The organism is Actinosynnema sp. NPDC059335 (assembly GCF_042752395.1).
Lineage (GTDB): Bacteria > Actinomycetota > Actinomycetes > Mycobacteriales > Pseudonocardiaceae > Actinosynnema.
The window spans coordinates 59,047-77,800 of sequence record NZ_JBHYXZ010000020.1 but is presented as its reverse complement, the minus strand read 5'-3'; the positions used below and the strand labels follow the sequence as shown (position 1 = coordinate 77,800).

The 18,754-nt window shown below is 72.9% G+C and carries 17 protein-coding genes; 5 read left to right on the top strand and 12 right to left on the bottom strand.

All coding sequences use genetic code 11. The features are described from left to right. Window positions 1–175: 175 nt before the first annotated feature. Window positions 176–772 carry a hypothetical protein gene (locus tag ACFXGA_RS09450; protein ID WP_378085952.1) on the bottom strand — a complete coding sequence of 199 codons (597 nt, stop codon included), beginning with the start codon at window positions 770–772 and terminating at the stop codon, window positions 176–178. 126 nt (window positions 773–898) lie between these two features. On the opposite strand from ACFXGA_RS09450, the gene ACFXGA_RS09445 reads away from it, so the two are divergent. Further along, window positions 899–1,528: a hypothetical protein gene (locus ACFXGA_RS09445; RefSeq protein ID WP_378085950.1), complete on the top strand. Its 630-nt coding sequence runs from the start codon at window positions 899–901 to the stop codon at window positions 1,526–1,528. A 16-nt stretch (window positions 1,529–1,544) separates the two neighbouring features. On the opposite strand, the gene prmC is transcribed toward ACFXGA_RS09445, so the two are convergent. The 5 genes from prmC to rpmE form a co-directional block, all read right to left on the bottom strand. Continuing rightward, window positions 1,545–2,408: a peptide chain release factor N(5)-glutamine methyltransferase gene (prmC, locus tag ACFXGA_RS09440; protein WP_378085948.1), complete on the bottom strand. Its 864-nt coding sequence runs from the start codon at window positions 2,406–2,408 to the stop codon at window positions 1,545–1,547. Window positions 2,409–2,427: 19 nt separating this feature from the next. Then, window positions 2,428–3,813, bottom strand: a complete 1,386-nt coding sequence (gene lpdA, locus ACFXGA_RS09435) for a dihydrolipoyl dehydrogenase (protein ID WP_378085946.1) — start codon at window positions 3,811–3,813, stop codon at window positions 2,428–2,430. Between the two features lie 10 nt (window positions 3,814–3,823). Next, complete coding sequence (locus tag ACFXGA_RS09430; protein WP_378085944.1) at window positions 3,824–5,029, bottom strand: acyl-CoA thioester hydrolase/BAAT C-terminal domain-containing protein; 1,206 nt, start codon at window positions 5,027–5,029, stop codon at window positions 3,824–3,826. 289 nt (window positions 5,030–5,318) lie between these two features. Continuing rightward, on the bottom strand, window positions 5,319–6,374 hold the full coding sequence (prfA, locus tag ACFXGA_RS09425; protein WP_378085942.1) for a peptide chain release factor 1: 1,056 nt from the start codon (window positions 6,372–6,374) through the stop codon (window positions 5,319–5,321). Between the two features lie 130 nt (window positions 6,375–6,504). Then, window positions 6,505–6,717, bottom strand: coding sequence for a 50S ribosomal protein L31 (gene rpmE / locus ACFXGA_RS09420; RefSeq protein WP_378085939.1), 213 nt, complete (start codon window positions 6,715–6,717; stop codon window positions 6,505–6,507). A 246-nt stretch (window positions 6,718–6,963) separates the two neighbouring features. Here rpmE and ACFXGA_RS09415 point away from each other — a divergent pair, with 246 nt between their 5' ends. Further along, window positions 6,964–7,374, top strand: coding sequence for a hypothetical protein (locus tag ACFXGA_RS09415; RefSeq protein ID WP_378085937.1), 411 nt, complete (start codon window positions 6,964–6,966; stop codon window positions 7,372–7,374). A 206-nt stretch (window positions 7,375–7,580) separates the two neighbouring features. Here ACFXGA_RS09415 and rho read toward each other — a convergent pair whose 3' ends face one another. The 6 genes from rho to argS form a co-directional block, all read right to left on the bottom strand. Further along, entirely contained in the window at window positions 7,581–9,599 is a 2,019-nt protein-coding gene (gene rho / locus ACFXGA_RS09410) for a transcription termination factor Rho (protein WP_378085935.1), read from the bottom strand. Window positions 9,600–9,945: 346 nt separating this feature from the next. Then, window positions 9,946–10,836 (bottom strand): homoserine kinase, encoded by an 891-nt coding sequence (gene thrB, locus ACFXGA_RS09405; RefSeq protein WP_378085933.1) that lies wholly within the window; start codon window positions 10,834–10,836, stop codon window positions 9,946–9,948. Continuing rightward, on the bottom strand, window positions 10,833–11,870 hold the full coding sequence (gene thrC / locus ACFXGA_RS09400; RefSeq protein WP_378085958.1) for a threonine synthase: 1,038 nt from the start codon (window positions 11,868–11,870) through the stop codon (window positions 10,833–10,835). The genes thrB and thrC overlap by 4 nt, the downstream gene beginning before the upstream one ends. Window positions 11,871–12,013: 143 nt before the next feature. Then, a complete protein-coding gene (locus ACFXGA_RS09395; RefSeq protein WP_378085931.1) occupies window positions 12,014–13,321 on the bottom strand; it encodes a homoserine dehydrogenase in 1,308 nt (435 codons plus the stop codon). A 3-nt stretch (window positions 13,322–13,324) separates the two neighbouring features. Then, complete coding sequence (lysA, locus tag ACFXGA_RS09390) at window positions 13,325–14,749, bottom strand: diaminopimelate decarboxylase (protein ID WP_378085929.1); 1,425 nt, start codon at window positions 14,747–14,749, stop codon at window positions 13,325–13,327. Further along, entirely contained in the window at window positions 14,749–16,392 is a 1,644-nt protein-coding gene (gene argS, locus ACFXGA_RS09385) for an arginine--tRNA ligase (RefSeq protein WP_378085927.1), read from the bottom strand. The genes lysA and argS overlap by 1 nt, the downstream gene beginning before the upstream one ends. A 170-nt stretch (window positions 16,393–16,562) precedes the next feature. Between argS and ACFXGA_RS09380 the strand changes: the two genes are divergently transcribed. The 3 genes from ACFXGA_RS09380 to ACFXGA_RS09370 all read left to right on the top strand — a co-directional run bounded on the left by ACFXGA_RS09380 (window position 16,563) and on the right by ACFXGA_RS09370 (window position 18,678). Further along, the gene (locus ACFXGA_RS09380) at window positions 16,563–17,402 is read left to right on the top strand and encodes a DUF3105 domain-containing protein (RefSeq protein WP_378085925.1); all 840 of its coding nucleotides are present in this window, start codon (window positions 16,563–16,565) and stop codon (window positions 17,400–17,402) included. 4 nt (window positions 17,403–17,406) lie between these two features. Continuing rightward, complete coding sequence (locus ACFXGA_RS09375) at window positions 17,407–18,117, top strand: DUF305 domain-containing protein (RefSeq protein WP_378085923.1); 711 nt, start codon at window positions 17,407–17,409, stop codon at window positions 18,115–18,117. Between the two features lie 192 nt (window positions 18,118–18,309). Beyond that, window positions 18,310–18,678 carry a hypothetical protein gene (locus tag ACFXGA_RS09370; RefSeq protein WP_378085921.1) on the top strand — a complete coding sequence of 123 codons (369 nt, stop codon included), beginning with the start codon at window positions 18,310–18,312 and terminating at the stop codon, window positions 18,676–18,678. Window positions 18,679–18,754: the final 76 nt, after the last annotated feature.

Below are 18,754 nucleotides of genomic sequence, written 5' to 3'. Positions count from 1 at the left end.
GGGCCTGCCGGCTACGGCCTGCCTGGGGTGCTCGTACGGGCCCCATGTCAAATCGGGCCGGACCCGCCCCCGGAACCCCCGGTATCTCGCCGACCCCGCCCCCGGAACCCCCGGTATCTCGCCGACCCCGCCCCCGGAACCCTCCGCACCCCACCAAACCCGCCCCCGGCACCCCCTACCGCACCTCCTCCGCGTCAACCGCCCACTGCCGCTTCCGGTGCGCCATCACGAACCCGAACACCAACGCGCCACCCACCACTACCCCACCCACCGCCACCGCCGCGTTCCCGATCGCCCCGCCCACGAACGGCAGCACGAGCACCGCCAACCCGACCACCGCCGCCGTCCCCACGTCGGGCTCCACCCACCGCCACCGCTCCGCCCGGTCCAACCGCCGGTGCAGCTCGGCCGCGAACCCGCTCAACCCCGGGTGCGGGCTGAGCGCCAGGATCTCGTCGGCCAACGCCCGGCACTCCGCCGCCTGCCGCGCGCCCGTGACCACCAACGCGCCACCCGCCGCCACATCGCGCACCTCGGCGCTCCGCGCGGCCAACGCGATGGCCAGGTGCGTGCGCAGCACGTCGTCCGCGCGCGGCGACCCACCCCTCCCCAACTCGCCGCGCACGACCGCCACCGCCTCCGCCGCACCGGTCCCGCCCTCGCCCAACGCCCGCGTCAGCACACCCAGCGACCGGGCCAACCGCATCCGATCCGGTTCCGCGAATTCGGTCAGGTCGACGCGCGGGATGCGGGCGTCCAACCATTCCCGCACTTCACTCCACTCGTTCGGACCATTGACAGGCATCGCGGGTCCTCCGATTTACTCGCCGGAGCGTTGGTGTCCAGATCATCCCCGATGGCGAGGCGTCCGGTGGCCCCGGTGACTGCGAGAACCCCGATGGGTGCCCTTCCCCTCGCCCTGACCTCCGCCGTCGCCTACCTGCTGGTCGCCGGCGCCGCGAGCTACCTGACCTTCGCCCCGCCGCCGACCCCACCGGCAGCCGCCGCCACACCGACCATCCCCTCGATCCCGACCACCACCGTCACCACCACCACTCAGACCCCAGCCCCCACCCCGACCACCACCAATCCCTCAGACCTCCGACAAATCGAAGCACCGGGCGGCCTCACCACCACCATCCCGGCCACCTGGACCGTCGCCGAGGGCACCGTCACCACCACCCTGGTCGCCACCGACCCGACCTCTCCCCGCCGCGAGCTGCGACTGGGCGGCGCACCGGTCACCGACCCGGGCAAGACGCTCCTCGACCGCATCACCGAAGCCGCCACCGACCGCGAACGCGAACCCGGCCACCGCCGGGTGACGCTCACCGCCACCACGATCCGCGGCCACCCGGCCGTCACCTGGGAATTCGACGAGAACGCGTCCTCGGGCCCGAAACGCGTCGCCACCGCTTTCTGGGAAGCGAACGGCATCGAATACGTCCTGTACTCGGCCGGCCCACCGGAGGAGTGGGAACTCACCCGCTCGCGCCTCGCCCTGATGAGCGCTTCGGCGAAGCCCTAGCACGAGCGCCCGGACGTCACACCCGACGCGCCGTCGAGAACCGCGACCGCCACGCCAGGTCCGGGTGGTCCTCCACGTCGGTCAACACCTTCCGCGCCCCCAGCAACGCGGGCACGATCGCCCCCTGCGTGTCGTCGTGCTCGATCGCCACGTGCCCGCCGGGCTTGAGCAACCGCGCCGCCACCCCCACCACGTGCCGGATCACGTCCAACCCGTCCTCACCGCCGAACACGGCGTGCCGCGGGTCGTGCTCCGCCACCTCCGGCGGCACCTCGGTCCCGTCCGGCACGTACGGCGGGTTGCACAGCACCAGGTCCACCCGACCGTCGAGGTCGCTCAACACGTCCGCCGCCGTCACGTCACCGGCGTGCAGCGTGATCGGGGTGTCCCCCGCCGCCGCGCGGGCCTCCGCGTTGCGCCGCGCCCACGCCAACGCGCCGGGGTCGCGCTCCACCGCGTGCACGGAGGCGTGCGGCAACCGGTGCGCCGCCGCCAGCGCCAGCGCGCCCGAGCCCGTGCACAGGTCCACGACCACCGGCGCGTCCGCGCCGTCCACCGTGCACAGGCCCCATTCGAGCATCAGCTCGGTCTCCGGGCGCGGGATGAACACGCCCGGACCCACCTCCAGGTCCAGCCCGCCCAGGTGCGCCCACCCGGTGATGTGCTGCAACGGCACGCGCGTCATGCGCTGCCGCACGACCTTGTGCAGCGCGTCCACCACCGCCGGGTCGACCATCGGGATCAGCGGCAACCGCGACCGCTCGACGCCGAGCACGTGGGCGGCGAGCAGTTCCGCGTCGACTCGGGGGCTGTCGACACCCGCCGAGGCCAGCAGGCGTTCCGCTTCCATGATCGCCGGCCGCAGCGGGTGTCGAGTCATGCGCTCCAGGGTAGGGGCCTCAGAAGTTGATCATGTGTCCGGCCAGGCCGTGCACCGCTTCCTTGACCGCCTCGCCGAGCGTCGGGTGCGCGTGCACGTTGCGGGCCACCTCGTGCACCGTGAGGTCCCACTGCTGGGCCAGCGTCAGCTCCGGCAGCAGCTCCGTCACGTCCGGCCCGATCAGGTGGCCGCCGAGCAGCTCGCCGTACTTGGCGTCGCTGATCAGCTTCACGAAACCGGCCGAGTCGCCGATGCCGTGGGCCTTGCCGTTCGCGGTGAACGGGAACTTCGCCACCCGGACGTCGAACCCGCGCTCGCGCGCCTGCGCCTCGGTCCACCCGAACGACGCGATCTGCGGCTGGCAGTACGTCGCCCGCGGGATCATCACGAAGTCCAGCTCCATGGTCTCCGCGCCCGCGATCGTCTCCGCCGCGATGATGCCCATGGACTCGGCGGCGTGGGCGAGCATCAGCTTCGCCGTCACGTCGCCGATCGCGAAGATGTTCTCCACGTTCGTGCGACCGCGCCCGTCGACCGCGATCGCGCCGCGCTCGGTGAGCCGGACCCCGGTCTTCTCCAGCCCGTAGCCCTCGACGCGCGGCTGGAAGCCGATGGCCTGGAGCACCTTGTCGGCCTCCAGCACCTCTTCCGCGCCGTCCTTCGACACCGTCACCCGCACCCGCGGGCCGGAGTCGTCGATGGACTCCACCCGGGTGGACGTGCGCACGTCGATCCCGAGCCGCTTGTACCGCTTGGCCAACTCGGCCGACACCTCGGCGTCCTCCAGCGGCACCACCCGGTCGAGGAATTCGACGATGGTGACCTTCACGCCGTAGTTGTGCAGCACGTACGCGAACTCGACGCCGATCGCGCCCGCGCCGGCGATGACGATGCTCTCCGGCAGGTCCTGCGACAGGATCTGCTCCTCGTACGTCACCACCCGATCGGACAGCTTCGTCCCCGGCAGGAGGCGGGTCGTCGCGCCCGCCGCGATGATCGCGTGCGAGAACGTGACCGTCTCATCACCCACCTGGATGGTGTTCGCGTCGAGGAAGGTCCCCCGACCGTTGTACTCGGTGATGCCGTTCTTCTTCATGAGGAAGTGCACGCCCTTGACGCGCCCGTCCGCGACCTTCCGGCTGCGCTCGTAGGCGACGCCGTAGTCGAACTTCACCGAGCCGTCGACCTGGATGCCGTAGGTCTTCTGCTCGTGGGTGAACAGGTGCGCGAGCTCCGCGTTGCGCAGCAGCGCCTTGGACGGGATGCAGCCCACGTTCAGGCACACGCCGCCCCAGTAACGCTCCTCGATGACCGCCGTCTTCAGTCCGAGCTGGGCCGCCCGGATCGCGGCGACGTACCCGCCTGGCCCCGCACCGAGGACCACGACGTCAAAGTGTGCGCTCATGAACGACACATTAGGTGCCCAGTTGGTCGGACAAGAACTCAACGGTCCGACGCCACGCGTCCGCGCGGGCGGCGGCCGTGGCGGCCGGCGTGCCGCCCATCGCGAACCGCACGCCGGGCCCCGGCACCACCAGGTCCGTCACCGGTCGGTGCGGCGGCCCCGCGATCAGGTGTCCTGCCTCGGGGTACACCACGTGCTCGTGCCGGTGCCCGTGCCCGAGCCCGGTCAGCCGGCGCCAGGCGACCTCGCTGAGCGCCTCGGACGGCCACGACTCGTCCCGCCCGGATGAGAGCAGCAACACACCGCCCGCGATGCGCTCGACCGGGATCTCGACGTCCTCCGGGACGCCGTCGGAGAGGTCGAACGCCAGCCGCAGCGGCACCGGTTCGCCGTCGACCACCAGGCGGCGCAGCTCGTCCGGGGTCGAGTACGGCAGGTACGGCAGCGGCCTGCCCTGCCACGTCCACGACGCGGCCTCGTGCTCCAGCTTCCGCAGCAGCCGCGCGCCCGGTCCGATGCACTGCGTCACCACGCCGCTGCCGACCACGCTCACCACGGCCTTGACCTGCGGGAACGTCGCGCCGACCAGCAACGCCAGCTCACCGCCGCGCGAGCCGCCGACGACGCCGACCGCGCCGGCCCGCCCGCCCAGCCACTCCAGCGCGGCGCCGACGTACTCCAGCGGGATGTCGACCAGGTCGTCCGGGACGCCGGGCACGCCGAAGTAGGCCAGCGCGAGCGCCGCGAACCCGTGCCCGGCGAGCAGCGCGGCGTCGGCCTCGTGCAGCCCGCCCTCGGAACCGCCCAGCACCAGCACGCCGGGGTGCACCGCGTCGTCGTCGGGCTCGAACAGCACGCCGACCAGGCCGTTCTCGGCGACCTCGGTCCGCCGGACGCCGTCGGGCACGGCCGGTCGCTCCAGCTCCACCTTGCCGACGCCGACGACCTCGACCAGCGTGGGACCGGGCGGCTCGCCGGTCCGGGTCATCGACCAGAACAACCCCATCGGGTCGACGCCGGAGTAGTCGCCCTCGACGGGCGCGTGCCGGCCCAGGTCGACCACGCCGCGTTCGTCGGCCAGGAACACCGCGGACGAGGCCCGGTCGCCGGTCGACGCGCGGATCGTGACCCGCTCGTCGGGCGGCAGGTCGGTGACGCGGACCCGCACCTCGGCGTCGAGCGGGGCGCGCCGCGGGGTCACCAGGATTTCCGCCATCACGCACCCTCCGCTCGCCTCGGCCCGCCCGCCGGCGAGCGGTCGCCCACCCCCCGGCTTACCCGCCGGCGAGCCGTTCCAGCCGCCGACGAGCCATCGCACGCCCGACCGCCCACGGGGCAGCCCGGTCGGCCTGCGGGCGCGCCTGCCCGGCCCGCCCACCGACAACCGGCCGCGGCTCACCCGCGGGCACCCCGGCACAGCCGCCGGCGAGCCGGTCTCCCCGCTCACCTGCCGGTGAGCCGATCTCCGCGGCTCACCTGCCGGCGAGCCGGTCAGCCCGCCCGGCTCACCTGCCGGCGAGCCGTTCGGCCCGGTCGGCCGCGGCCAGGGCGTCCAGCACCGCGTCCAGGTCGCCGTCGAGCACTTGGTCCAGGTTATGGGCTTTGTACCCAACCCGGTGATCGGAGATGCGCGATTCCGGGAAGTTGTAGGTGCGGACCCGCTCGGAGCGGTCCACCGTGCGGATCTGCGAGCGCCGGGCGTCCGACGCCTCCTGCTGCTGCTTCTCCTCGGCCAGCGCGGTCAGCCGCGCCTGGAGCACCTGCATCGCGCGGGCCTTGTTCTGCAGCTGGCTGCGCTCGTTCTGGCAGGACACCACGATGCCGGTGGGCAGGTGGGTGATGCGCACCGCCGAGTCGGTCGTGTTGACGCTCTGCCCGCCCTTGCCGGACGAGCGGAAGACGTCCACGCGCAGGTCGTTCTCGTCGATCTCGATCTCGACGTCCTCGGTCTCCGGGAACACCAGGACGCCGGCCGCGGAGGTGTGGATGCGGCCCTGCGACTCGGTCACCGGCACCCGCTGCACGCGGTGCACGCCGCCCTCGTACTTCAGGCGCGACCACACGCCCTCGGGGCTGTCCGCGCGGCTCTTGATGGCCACCGTGACGTCCTTGTAGCCGCCCAGGTCGGAGTCGGTGCCGTCGAGCACTTCGGCTTTCCACCCGTGCCGTTCGGCGTACCGCAGGTACATGCGCAGCAGGTCGCCCGCGAACAGCGCGGACTCCTCGCCGCCCTCGCCGGACTTGATCTCCAGCACGACGTCCGCGCCGTCGTGCGGGTCGCGGGGCAGCAGCAGCTCGGTGAGCTTGGCCTCCAGCGCCGGGACGGCCTTGGCCAGCTCCTCGGCCTCCTCGGCGAACGCCGAATCCTCGGCGGCCAGCTCGCGGGCCGTCTCCAGGTCCGACTTCGCCTGCTCCAGCTCACGAGCGGTCTTCACGATCGGGGTCAGCTCGGCGTAGCGCTTGCCGAGCTTGCGCGCGCCCGCCTGGTCGGCGTGCACCGAGGGGTCGGCGAGCCTGGCTTCCAGCTCGGCGTGCTCGGCCAGCAGGGCGTCCAGCGTCACGGCGGTGCTCCGGTCTCAAGCGTCTCGGCGGCCGGCGGTCGGCCGCGGCGCGGTGGTGAGGGGTGGTCGACGGGGTGCGGAGACGACAACGGCGTCCACCCGCGATACGGGGTGGACGCCGTGGTGTCGGCTACTTGGCGCGCTTGCCGTAGCGGGCCTCGAAGCGCGCGACCCGACCACCGGTGTCGAGGATCTTCTGCTTGCCGGTGTAGAACGGGTGGCAGTTGGCGCAGATCTCGACGTGGATGGCGCCGGACGGCTTGGTGCTGCGGGTGGTGAAGGTGTTGCCACAGCCGCAGGTGACCTCGGTCGTCACGTACTCGGGGTGGATGCCGGTCTTCAACGTCTTGTCCCTTCCTAGGTGGCCGCCGGGTCCTCGTCGGATTCTTCGAGGTGAACCGGAGCCGGACTCGACCCGACAGTGTGCCAGATCGGCGGTCACCGACTGCAACGCGAGCCCGGCCCCCGTTGTTCCCGGTGGCGGGCGTCACAACCGCTCACCGATCGGGGTCGACCATTTGGCGCACGAGGTAACCGCTGAAATACAGAGAGCAGCGGACGGCGTTGCGCGGACGCCACACTGTGCCCCGTGTTCTGCACCGTCGGACGTCCACTCCCGTTATCCGCGTGGCTGGCCGTGCCGTTCCTGTTCAGCGCCGCCGTCCTGGGCCTCGTCGGGCTCGGCGGGCTGCTGATCGGGGTGCCCGGCGACCTCACCCTGTCGAGCCCCGTGTTCGGCGCGGGCGTCGCCGTCGGCGTCGCGGCGTCGACCGCCGTGCGGTGGACCGCCTCCTGGCAGCGGGTCTGGCTGCGCTGGCCCTACCTGGTCTCGGTGCTGGTCGCCGGGGTGCTGCTGGACGGCGTCCGGGTGCCCGTGCCCGCCGTCGTGGCCCTGGGCGTGCCCGTCACCGCGCTGCTGGTGGCCCGGTACTTCCTCGAACGCCGCCGCACGGCCGCGCTCGCCGAGGCGGGGCTGCTCTCCCCCACCCCGCCCTGCTGACCGGCCGCACCACCCGACCTGCCGGACCCACCGGCCGCCGGGCCGGCCGGACCGCACCGACCGCCAGGCCCGCCACAGCCCCGCCGGACCCCGCCAACCGGCCAACCACCGGACCCGCCGAACCCCGCCCGACCACCCCGCGGCCCCCGAACGCCCGAAGGCCCGCCCGGCGTGGCGCCGGACGGGCCTTCGGTGGTCGGGACCGGTCAGTCGTTGTCCGCGCCCGGGGTGGTCTTCGCCACCTGCATCAGGAACTCGATGTTCGTGCGGCTCTTGCGCAACCGGTCCAGCAGCAGGTCGATGGCCTGCTGGCTGTCCAGCGCGTGCAGCACCCGGCGCAGCTTGTGCATGACCGCCAGCTCGTCGGGCGAGAGCAGCAGATCCTCCTTACGGGTGCCGGACGAGTCCACGTCCACCGCCGGGAAGGTCCGCTTGTCCGCGATCTTGCGGTCGAGCTTCAGCTCCGCGTTGCCGGTGCCCTTGAACTCCTCGAAGATCACGCTGTCGCCCGCGGACCCGGTCTCGACCAGGGCCGTCGCGATGACGGTCAGCGAGCCGCCGCCCTCGATGTTGCGGGCCGCGCCGAGGAACCGCTTCGGCGGGTACAGGGCGGTCGAGTCGACACCACCGGACAGGATCCGGCCGCTCGCGGGGGCCGCGAGGTTGTAGGCACGGCCCAGGCGGGTGATCGAGTCCAGCAGCACGACCACGTCGTGACCCATCTCGACCAGGCGCTTCGCCCGCTCGATGGCCAGCTCCGAGATCGTGGTGTGGTCCGACGGCGGGCGGTCGAAGGTGGAGGCGATGACCTCGCCCTTCACCGACCGCTGCATGTCGGTGACCTCTTCCGGGCGCTCGTCCACCAGCACCACCATCAGGTGGCACTCGGGGTTGTTCTTGGTGATCGCGTTGGCGATCGCCTGGAGCACCGAGGTCTTGCCCGCCTTCGGCGGCGACACGACCAGGGCGCGCTGGCCCTTGCCGATCGGCATCACCAGGTCGATGACGCGCGTGGTGAGGATGTGCGGCTCGGTCTCCAGCCGCAGGCGCTCGTTCGGGTACAGCGGCGTCAGCTTGGTGAAGTCCGGCCGGTTGCGGGACTCCTCCGGGTCGAGGCCGTTGATCTTGTCCACGCGCACCAGCGGGTTGAACTTCTGCCGCTGCTGCTCGCCGTCGCGCGGCTGCCGCACGGCGCCGATCAGGGCGTCGCCCCGGCGCAGCCCGTACTTGCGGACCAGCGACAACGACACGTAGACGTCGTTCGGCCCGGCCAGGTAGCCCGAGGTGCGGACGAACGCGTAGTTCTCCAGCACGTCGAGGATGCCGGCCACGGGCAGCAGGACGTCGTCCTCGCGCACCTCGGTGTCGGTGGCGGGACCGCCGTCGTCGCCCCGGCCGCCGCGCCGGCGGCGGTCGCGGAAGCGGCGACCGCGACGGCCGCCCTCCTCGTCGCCGTCGTCCTGGCCCTGCTGCCGGTTGCGGTTCTGGTCGCGGTCGCGGCCACCCCGGTCGCCGCGGTCGTCACGCCCGCCCCGGTCGCCCCGGTTGCCGCGGTCGCCCCGGTCCTGGCGCTGTTCGCGCTGCTCGGAGCGCTCCGACCGGTCGCCCCGGTCGGGCCGCTCGGCGCGCTCCTGGCGGCCGTCGCCCTGACGCCCGTCGCGGCCGTCGCCGCGATCGCCCGACCGCGTGTCGACCTGCGGCCGCTCGGCCTGCGGCTGGGCCTGCTGGCCGTCGGCCGCCGGCGACTCGGGGCTGCCCGCGGGGCGGTTGGCGGAACGGCGACGGCGGTTGCCCCGCCGGCCACCCTCCTCCTCCACGGGGCGGTCGGTCACGTCGAGCTGCTGCTGGGTCGGCTTCTCCACCGGCGCGGGGGCCTCGGCGGCCTGCTCCGCGACGGGGGCCTTCCCGACCACCGCCTTGGGGGCCTCGGCCTTCTTCTCGGCCTTGGGCGGCGTCGCGGCACTGCCCCGACCGGAGGTGCCGCCCTGCCGCTCCTTGATGGCGGCGATCAGGTCGCCCTTGCGGAGGCCGGCGGTGCCGGTGATGCCCAGCTGACCTGCGAGTTCACGGAGTTCGGCCAGCACCATTCCAGAGAGGCCCGCGCGCTTGCGCGGCGTGGCGCTGCCGTTCGAAGGGGTGGTCAGAGCGTTCTCCTCGGCTCCGGAACTGGCAGCGGGGTCGGGAGCAGCAGGAGCTTGGCTGCTCAGTACATCGGTGTTGGTCACACATGTCCTTCCTGACCGGAGCGCGCCTCCTACGCGCTCCAGCGGACCTGCCGTCCGACGGAATGCGGCGCGGCAGTTTCGTCCCGGTTCAGGCGGACCTGGCGACGGCGCGGAACGCGCACGAAAGCTGGAGTCCTCCGGTGCGGGACTTTCGGTCACACGGCGAGCGGGTGCCTTCCAGCGTCGGCCCCGTCCGTACGGCACAGAGCCAAGTCACTGGAGGAATGCGATCCGGAACGAACGTCCGGGCACCACACCGGCGCCCGTGCGCGCGGTGACTGATGGCCCCGAGGGTAGACGCCGGTCCGGCCGGGTGCAACAACCGGGGCACGGCGCGTCGCATCACTCAGCCGAGTGGCGCAACCCGCACTCCGGCCAGGTCGACCGGCACCCGCCGGGCCTCGAACCCCGCCAGGTCCACCCCGGGCGGCAGCACGCCGTCGGGTGGCAGGGCCAGGACCGTGGGTCCCGCGCCGGACACCGCGGCCGCCACCCCGGCCTCCCGCAACGCCCGCACCAGGCGCGTCGTCGCAGGCCAGGCGGGCTCCCGGTACGGCTCGTGCAGCCGGTCGTCCAACGCCTCCGGCAGCAGCGACGGGTCGGCGGCGAGGGCGTGCACGGCCAGCGCGGACCGGCCCGCGGCGAACGCGGCGTCCTCGTGCGGCACCTTCGACGGCAGCAGGCCGCGGGTGGTGTGCGTGGACGACTCCTCCGAGGGCACCAGCACGACCGGCGACACGCCGGGGTGCGGGTCCACGCGCACCGCGCGGTAGCGGTCACCGCGCGTCCACGCGATGACCACGCCGCCGAGCATGGCCGCCGCCGCGTTGTCGGCGTGGCCCTCGAACTCCGCGGCGAGTTGCAACGCGCTCGTGTCCGTCCCGCGACCGGCGAGGGCGAAACCGGCCGCCACGCCGGCCACGACCGCCGCCGCCGACGAGCCGAGGCCGCGCGCGTGCGGGATGCTGTTGCGGCACGTCAGCCGCAGGCCGGGCACGTCGAGGCCGACCAGCTCGCACGCCGCCCGGAACGCCCGCACGACCAGGTGGCGCTCGTCGGTGGGCACGTCCGCCGCGCCCTCGCCGGAGACCTCCACCGCCAGGCCGCCGCCGGTCACGGCGAACTCCAGCTCGTCGTGCACGCCCAGTGCCATGCCGAGCGCGTCGAACCCCGAGCCGAGGTTCGCCGTGGACCCGGGGACGGTGACGCGGACGGCGCGGACGGCCGGGGCCGTCACGCCAGCTCCAGGGCGGTCGCCACGGCGCCGGGGTCCACCGGGACCGGCTCCACCTCGGGCATGCCCAGCAGGGCCGTGTCGGGGTCCTTCAGGCCGTGCCCGGTGACCGTGCAGACGACCGTGGAGCCCCGCGGCAGCCGGCCGTCGGCGGCGGTGGCCAGCAGGCCCGCCACGCTGGTGGCGGACGCGGGCTCGACGAAGATGCCCTCGGTCGAGGCCAGCAGCCGGTACGCCTCCAGGATCTTCTCGTCCGTCACGGCCTCGAACAGCCCGCCGGACTCCTCCTTGGCGGCCACCGCGCCCGTCCAGGACGCCGGGCTGCCCACCCGGATGGCGGTCGCGATCGTCTCCGGGTTCGCCACCGGCTCGCCGAGCACCAGCGGCGCGGAGCCCGCGGCCTGGAACCCGAACATGCGGGGCGTGGCGTCGATCACGCCGTCGCGGTGGTAGTCGGAGTAGCCGCGCCAGTAGGCGGTGATGTTGCCCGCGTTGCCGACCGGCAGGCAGTGCACGTCCGGCGCGCGGCCGAGCACGTCGCAGATCTCCCACGCGGCGGTCTTCTGGCCGATCAGGCGCACCGGGTTGACCGAGTTGACCAGGGTGATCGGGTACTCGGTCGACGTCTTGGAGGCCAGCTCCAGGCAGTCGTCGAAGTTGCCGTCGATCTGCAGGATGCGCGCGCCGTGCGCGACGGCCTGGGCGAGCTTGCCCAGCGCGATCTTGCCGCGCGGCACGAGCACCGCGGCGGTCAGGCCCGCCTTGGCCGCGTAGGCGGCGGCGCTCGCGGAGGTGTTGCCGGTGGACGCGCAGATCACCGCCCGGATGCCGCTGGCCAGGGCGTGCGTCATGGCCACGGTCATGCCGCGGTCCTTGAACGAGCCGGTGGGGTTCGCGCCCTCGACCTTGACGTAGACCCGGCAGCCGGTCAGGTCCGACAGGTGCTCGGCGGCCACCAGCGGCGTGCCGCCCTCGTGGAGGGTGACGACCTCGGCGCCCTCGGGGAGTTCGATCCGGTCCGCGTACGCGTGGATGATGCCCGGCCACCCCGGTCGCGCGGTCGTCTGGTTGCCGGCTCCGCCGACGGTCGTCCGGTTGCCGGCTCCGCCGACGGTCGTCCGATTGTCGGCTCCGCCAACGGTCGTCGGATTGTCGGCTCCGCCGACGGTCGCCTGGTGCGTCAACTCTCTTCGCCTTCCACCCGCATCACGCTGACCACTTCCCGAACCACGGGCAGCCCGCCGATTTTGTCCACGGTCGACCGCAGTGCCGCGTCGGTAGCGGCGTGGGTGACGATCACCAGGCTGGCGTCGTCGACCCGACCCTCCTGCCGCACCGCCGCGATGCTCACGTCGTGCTCCGCGAACACCGCAGCGACCTGCGACAACACGCCCGCCCGGTCGGCGACGTCGAGGCTGATGTGATAGCGCGTCGGGGTCTGCCCCATCGGCCGCACGGGCAGCGCCGCGTAGGCCGACTCGCGCGGACCGCGCCCGCGGTGCACCCGGTTGCGGGCCACCGCGACCAGGTCGCCGAGGACCGCGCTCGCGGTCGGCGCGCCGCCCGCGCCCTGGCCGTAGAACATCATCTCGCCGGCCGCGTCGGCCTCCACGAACACCGCGTTGAACGCGCCGTGCACGCTCGCCAGCGGGTGGGAGGCCGGGATCATCGCCGGGTGCACCCGCACCGAGATGCCCTCGCCGTCCTCGTGGGGCACCCGCTCGCAGATCGCGAGCAGCTTCACCGTGCGGCCCAGGGCCTTGGCGGCGGCGATGTCGGCGGCGCTGACCTGCGCGATGCCCTCGCGGTGCACGTCGGCGGCCGTGACCCGGCTGTGGAAGGCGAGCGAGGCGAGGATCGCGGCCTTGGACGCGGCGTCGAAGCCGTCCACGTCGGCCGTCGGGTCCGCCTCGGCGTACCCGAGCCGGGTCGCCTCCTCCAGGGTCTCGGCGTAGCTCGCGCCGGTCGAGTCCATGCCCGAGAGGATGAAGTTCGTGGTGCCGTTGACGATGCCCATCACCCGGGTGATGCGGTCGCCCGCCAGCGACTCGCGCAGCGGGCGCAGCAGCGGGATCGCGCCCGCCACCGCCGCCTCGAAGTACAGGTCGGCGCCGGAGGCGTCGGCGGCCTCGAACAGCTCGGCCGAGTGCTCGGCCAGCAGCGCCTTGTTCGCGGTCACCACGGACTTGCCCCTGCGCAGGGCGTCGAGCAGCAGCGTGCGCGCGGGCTCGATGCCGCCGATGACCTCGACGACCACGTCCACCCCGGGCCGCGACACGAGCGCCGCCGCGTCGGTGGTGAGCAGCTCCGCCGGCACCTCGCGGTGCTTGTTGGGCTTGCGCACCGCGATGCCCGCCAGCTCGACCGGCGCGCCCGCCCGCGCGGTGAGGTCGGCCGCCTGGTCGGTGAGCAGCCGGACCACCTCGGTGCCGACCGTGCCGCAGCCCAGCAGCGCGACCCTGATCGGTTCGACCTCGTGGCTTGCCACTTCTCATACCTCCAGGCGGAACAGGTCTTCCTCGGTCTCCCGGCGCAGCAGCAACCGGGACGTCCCGCCCTCGACCGCGGCGAGCGCGGGCCGGGGCAGCCGGTTGTAGCCGCTGGCCATGGAGTAGCAGTACGCGCCGGTCGCGGCCACGGCGATCAGGTCGCCGGGCGCGAGGTCGTCGGGCAGCCAGCAGTCGCGCACGACCACGTCGCCGGACTCGCAGTGCTTGCCGACGACGCGGCACAGCACCGGCCGGGAGTCCTCGCCGGCCGCCCGCGAGACCAGCTTGCAGTCGTAGACCGCGTCGTAGAGCGCGGTGCGGATGTTGTCGCTCATGCCGCCGTCCACGCTCACGTACCGGCGCACCACGCCCGCGTCGAGCTGGACGTCCTTGATGGTGCCCACCTCGTACAGCGTCACCGTGCCGGGTCCGACGATGGCGCGACCCGGCTCGACCGCGATCTTCGGCACGGGCAGCTCGGCGTGCTCGCACTCCTTGGCCACGATGTTCTGCAGCTGCCTGGCCAGCTCGGCGGGCGGCGGCGGGTCGTCGTCGGGGGTGTAGGCGATGCCGAGGCCGCCGCCCAGGTCGACGGTGGTCACGTGGTCGAGCAGCGCGTCGCCGTGCTCGTCGCGCAGGTCGGCGAGCAGGCCGATGACCCGGCGCGCGGCGACCTCGAACCCGCTGGCGTCGAAGATCTGCGAGCCGATGTGGCTGTGCAGGCCGACCAGCCGCAGCCCTTCCGACTTGAGCACCCGGCGGGCCGCCTCGGCCGCGTCGCCGGAGGACAGCGAGAAGCCGAACTTCTGGTCCTCGTGCGCGGTGGCGATGAACTCGTGCGTGTGCGCCTCGACGCCCACCGTCACCCGGATCATCACCGGCTGCACCCGGCCGCGCTCGCGGGCGATCTGGTCCAGGCGGGCGATCTCGTAGAACGAGTCCAGCACGACCGCGCCCACCCCGGCCTCGACCGCGGCGGTCAGCTCGGCGACGGACTTGTTGTTGCCGTGCAGCGCGATCCGCTCCGCCGGGAACCGGGCGCGCAGCGCCACGGCCAGCTCGCCGCCGCTGGCCACGTCGATGCTCAGGCCCTCCTCGGCGACCCACCGGGCCACCGCGACGGACAGGAACGCCTTGGACGCGTAGTGGACCCGGGTCGGGTCGCCGAACGCCTCGGCGTGCTCGCGGCAGCGCGAGCGGAAGTCGGCCTCGTCCATCACGAACAGCGGGGTGCCGTGCTCCTGGGCGAGTTGGCGCACGTCCACGCCCGCCAGGCGCACCGCGCCGTCGGCGGCGCGCTCGGCGTTGCGCGGCCACACCTGCGGGTGCAGCGCGTCCAGCTCCGCCGCGGTGGAGGGGCGGTTGCCCGCCGTGTTGGCGGGGACGAGGACGTCGGCGTGCCGGGGACCGGCCGGGTGCGCGCGCATCACATGCGCTCCGGCGCGGTCACGCCCAGCAGCGCGAGGCCGTTGGCGAACACCTGGCGCGTGGCCGCGCACAGGCTCAGCCGGGCCCGGTGCAGCTCGGTCGTCTCCTCGTCGCCGCGCGGCAGCACCCGGCACGCCTCGTGGAACCGGTGGTAGGTGCCGGCCAGCTCCTCCAGGTACCGCGCCACGCGGTGCGGTTCGCGCAGCTCGCCGGCCGTGGCCACGACGCGGGGGAACTCGCCGAGGGTGCGGATCAGGTCGCCCTCGCGGTCGTGCACGAGCAGGTCTGCCGCGTCGCCCGGCGTGACGCCCAGGTCGGCGGCGTTGCGCAGCACGGACGACAGCCGGGCGTGCGCGTACTGCACGTAGAAGACGGGGTTGTCGTTGCTGCGCTTGCGCAGCAGGTCGAGGTCGATGTCCAGGGACGAGTCGACCGACGAGCGGGTCATGGCGTACCGGGCGGCGTCCACGCCGACCGCGTCCACCAGGTCCTGCATGGTGATCACGGTGCCCGCGCGCTTGCTCATCCGCACCGGCTTGCCGTCGCTGACCAGGTTCACCATCTGGCCGATCAGCACCTCGACCGACGCCGGGTCGTCGCCGAGCGCCGACGCGGCGGCCTTCAGCCTGCCGATGTAGCCGTGGTGGTCCGCGCCGAGCATGTAGATGCAGAGGTCGAAGCCGCGCGACCGCTTGTCGACCAGGTACGCGATGTCACCGGCGATGTACGCCGGGTCGCCGTCGCTCTTGATGACCACGCGGTCCTTGTCGTCGCCGAACTCGGTGGACCGCAGCCACCAGGCGCCGTTCTCGAAGTACAGCGCGCCGGAGTCCTTGAGCTGCTCGACGGCCTTGGTGACCGCGCCGGACTTGTGCAGCGAGTCCTCGTGGAAGAAGACGTCGAAGTCCGTGCCGAAGTCGTGCAGGTCCTTCTTGATCTCCTCGAACATGAGGCCGACGCCGATGCGGCGGAACACCTCGTGCGAGTCCTCCGCGCTCAGCGCGCCGGGCTCCTGCCGCAGCACCTCGGCGGCGATGTCGCTCACGTACCCGCCCGCGTAGCCGTCCTCCGGCGCGGGCTCGCCCTTCGCGGCGGCGATCAGGGACCGGACGAACCGGTCGATCTGCGCGCCCGCGTCGTTGAAGTAGTACTCCCGGGTGACCTCGCCGCCGTTCGCCGCGAGGATGCGGCCGAGCGCGTCGCCGACCGCGGCCCAGCGGGTGCCGCCCAGGTGGATGGGGCCGGTGGGGTTCGCCGAGACGAACTCCAGGTTGATGCGCGTGCCGGCGAGCTGCTCGCCGCGGCCGTACGCCTCGCCGGCCTTGAGCACGTCCCGCACGATCGCGCCCTGGGCGTCGGCGGCGAGCCGCAGGTTCAGGAAGCCCGGACCGGCCACCTCGACCGAGGAGATGGCGTCGGTGCCGGTCAGCGCCTCGGCCAGCCAGCCGGCCAGGTCGCGGGGCGGCACGCCGACCTTCTTGGCGGTCTGGAGGGCGAGGTTCGTGGCGTAGTCGCCGTGCTCGGGGTTGCGGGGGCGCTCGACCGTGACCGCTGTGGGCAGGGCGGCGGTATCGAGGCCGCGGGCGGACAGCACGTCCACGGCCGTCGCACGGACCAGTTCAGCGAGCGCAGCGGGAGTCACCCGACAAGTCTAGGGAAGCGTTCCCGCTGGTCTCGACCGGGATGCGCGTCCCGCGAAGTGGGATCGGCCACGGCGCGTGACCACCCGCTGTGACGGGCAGTTGACGGTGATCAGACACGGTGTCCCTACACTGGCCCGCGATATGGGGGTACGACGAGACTGAGGCGGACATGACCAGCGGCAAGAAGACGAAGGCCGCGCGCTCCAGCGTTGCGGCGGCGCGCTCCTCGGTGGTGGCCAAGAAGCCCAAGCCGTGGGGCACCATCATCGCGGTGGTGGCTGTGCTGGCGCTGGCCGGCACCGTGTTCGGGTACGCGTACAGCCAGATCGCCGACCAGAACGCGAAAGAGGAAGCGCTCGCCCAGTGGACTCCCTCCGAGGAGAACAAGGACCCCTCGGACAAGATCGAAGGCGTGGTCAAGGTCGAGTACTCGGCCGGCCGGCACGTCGACGCCACGCAGCGGGTCGCCTACGACCAGTCGCCGCCCTTCGGCGGTCCGCACGACAACGTGTGGGCCGACTGCACCGGCACGGTGTACGACAAGGCCGTGCGCAACGAGAACATGGTGCACCCGCTGGAGCACGGCGCGGTCTGGATCACGTACAACCCCGACCAGGTCACCGGTGACGCGCTGGAGAAGCTGAAGTCGCGCGCCGAGGGCAAGCCGTTCACGATGCTGTCGCCGTACCCCGGCCTCGACAAGCCGATCTCGCTGCAGTCGTGGGGCCACCAGCTCAAGCTGGAGAGCGCCGACGACGAGCGCATCGACCAGTTCATCCAGTCGCTGCGGCGCAACCAGTACACCTACCCCGAGGTCGGCGCGCCGTGCGACTCGACCGGCTTCGACGTGTCCAACCCGCCGCCGTTCGTGGCGGAGGCCCCGGGCGCGGACGCCATCCCGATGGACGGCGGCACCCCGGACGCGTCCGAGCCGACCGGCGACCCCTCCGCCGCGCCGCCCGCGAGCGGCGCCGACACGCCGGCCCCCACCACCACGGCCGGCAGCTGACCCCATGGTCGACACCGAGCAGCAGGACGCCACCCCCGGCACCGGTGGGGGTACCGCGACCAAGACCGTCGTCGTGGCGGTCGCGGTCGTGGCGGTCCTGCTGCTCGGCGCCGCCATCGGGCTGCTGATCAAGCTGCCCGGCTCCGACACCGCCGCGCCGCCGCCGCGCGACTCCGTCGACGTCGGGTTCACGCAGGACATGTCGGCCCACCACCTGCAGGGCGTGACGATGGCCAACATCGCGCGCGACAAGACCGCCGACCCGGCCGTCAAGCAGCTCGCGTTCGACATCTCCTCGACGCAGCTGGAGCAGGTCGGCCGGATGAAGGGCTGGCTGTTCCTCTGGGGCTACCCCGAGCAGTCGGCCGACGGCAGGCACATGTGGTGGATGACGCCCCGGTCCGGCACGAACGGCCACCCGGGCCACTCCGGGGCCGGGTCGGGCGACGGGGCCGCCGAGATGCCGGGCATGGCGACGCCGCAGGAGCTGAACAAGCTGCGGTCGCTCACCGGCATCGAGTTCGACGTGTACTTCCTCCAGCTGATGCTGCGCCACCACCAGGGCGGCGCGCCCATGGCGGAGTACGCCGCCGCGCACGCCGGCGAGTCGGTCGTGCGCACGCTCGCGGACAACATGCTCAAGTCCCAGACGAGCGAGAGCACGTACATGAAGGAGCTGCTGGCCGAACGCGGCGCGGCTCCCCTCCCGAGCTGAATCCCCTGACCGGGTGACACATTCCCGGTCTTGCGCTGTTCGGGTAGTTCAACGTTGAAGCGTTGTTTTCCGCGTGCGCCGGCATCTTCCCGGTCACTACCTTTCGACCTCGGCACGGCATCGCCGCGCCCCTGACCGCGGGTCAGGTTCGGGGGCCTTTTCTTCGTGGGCTCCACGTCGCGAGGAGAATGAATGATCAAGCGCATCGCGTCCGCGCTCGCCGCTGTCGTGGCGGCGGCCGGCCTGTTGTTCGTCGCGCAGCCGACCGCACTGGCCAGCAACGGCAGCAGCAACGGCTGCACCTACCTGTTCGTGGAATACACGTCGAGCGGCAGCACGCGTTACATCAACTACGCCACGGCGTCGAACACCTGCGGCACCTACTGGGGGTTCCACGAGATCGGCGGGGTCACCGGCCCGACGCAGAACCAGGGCAGCTTCACCCGTTACTACGGCAACGTGGCCGTGCAGGCGGGCGGCTACATCTGCGCGACGAGCTGGCGGCACATCGGCGGCTCCACGTTCGAGCGCGTGGGCGCGCCCTGCACCCTGATCGCCTGACGGGGTGACTTCCGCCTGCCGGTTTGGGCGCGGGGGGGGCTCGGGGGGGGGGCTGTCTCGCGCGGCGATAGGTCGG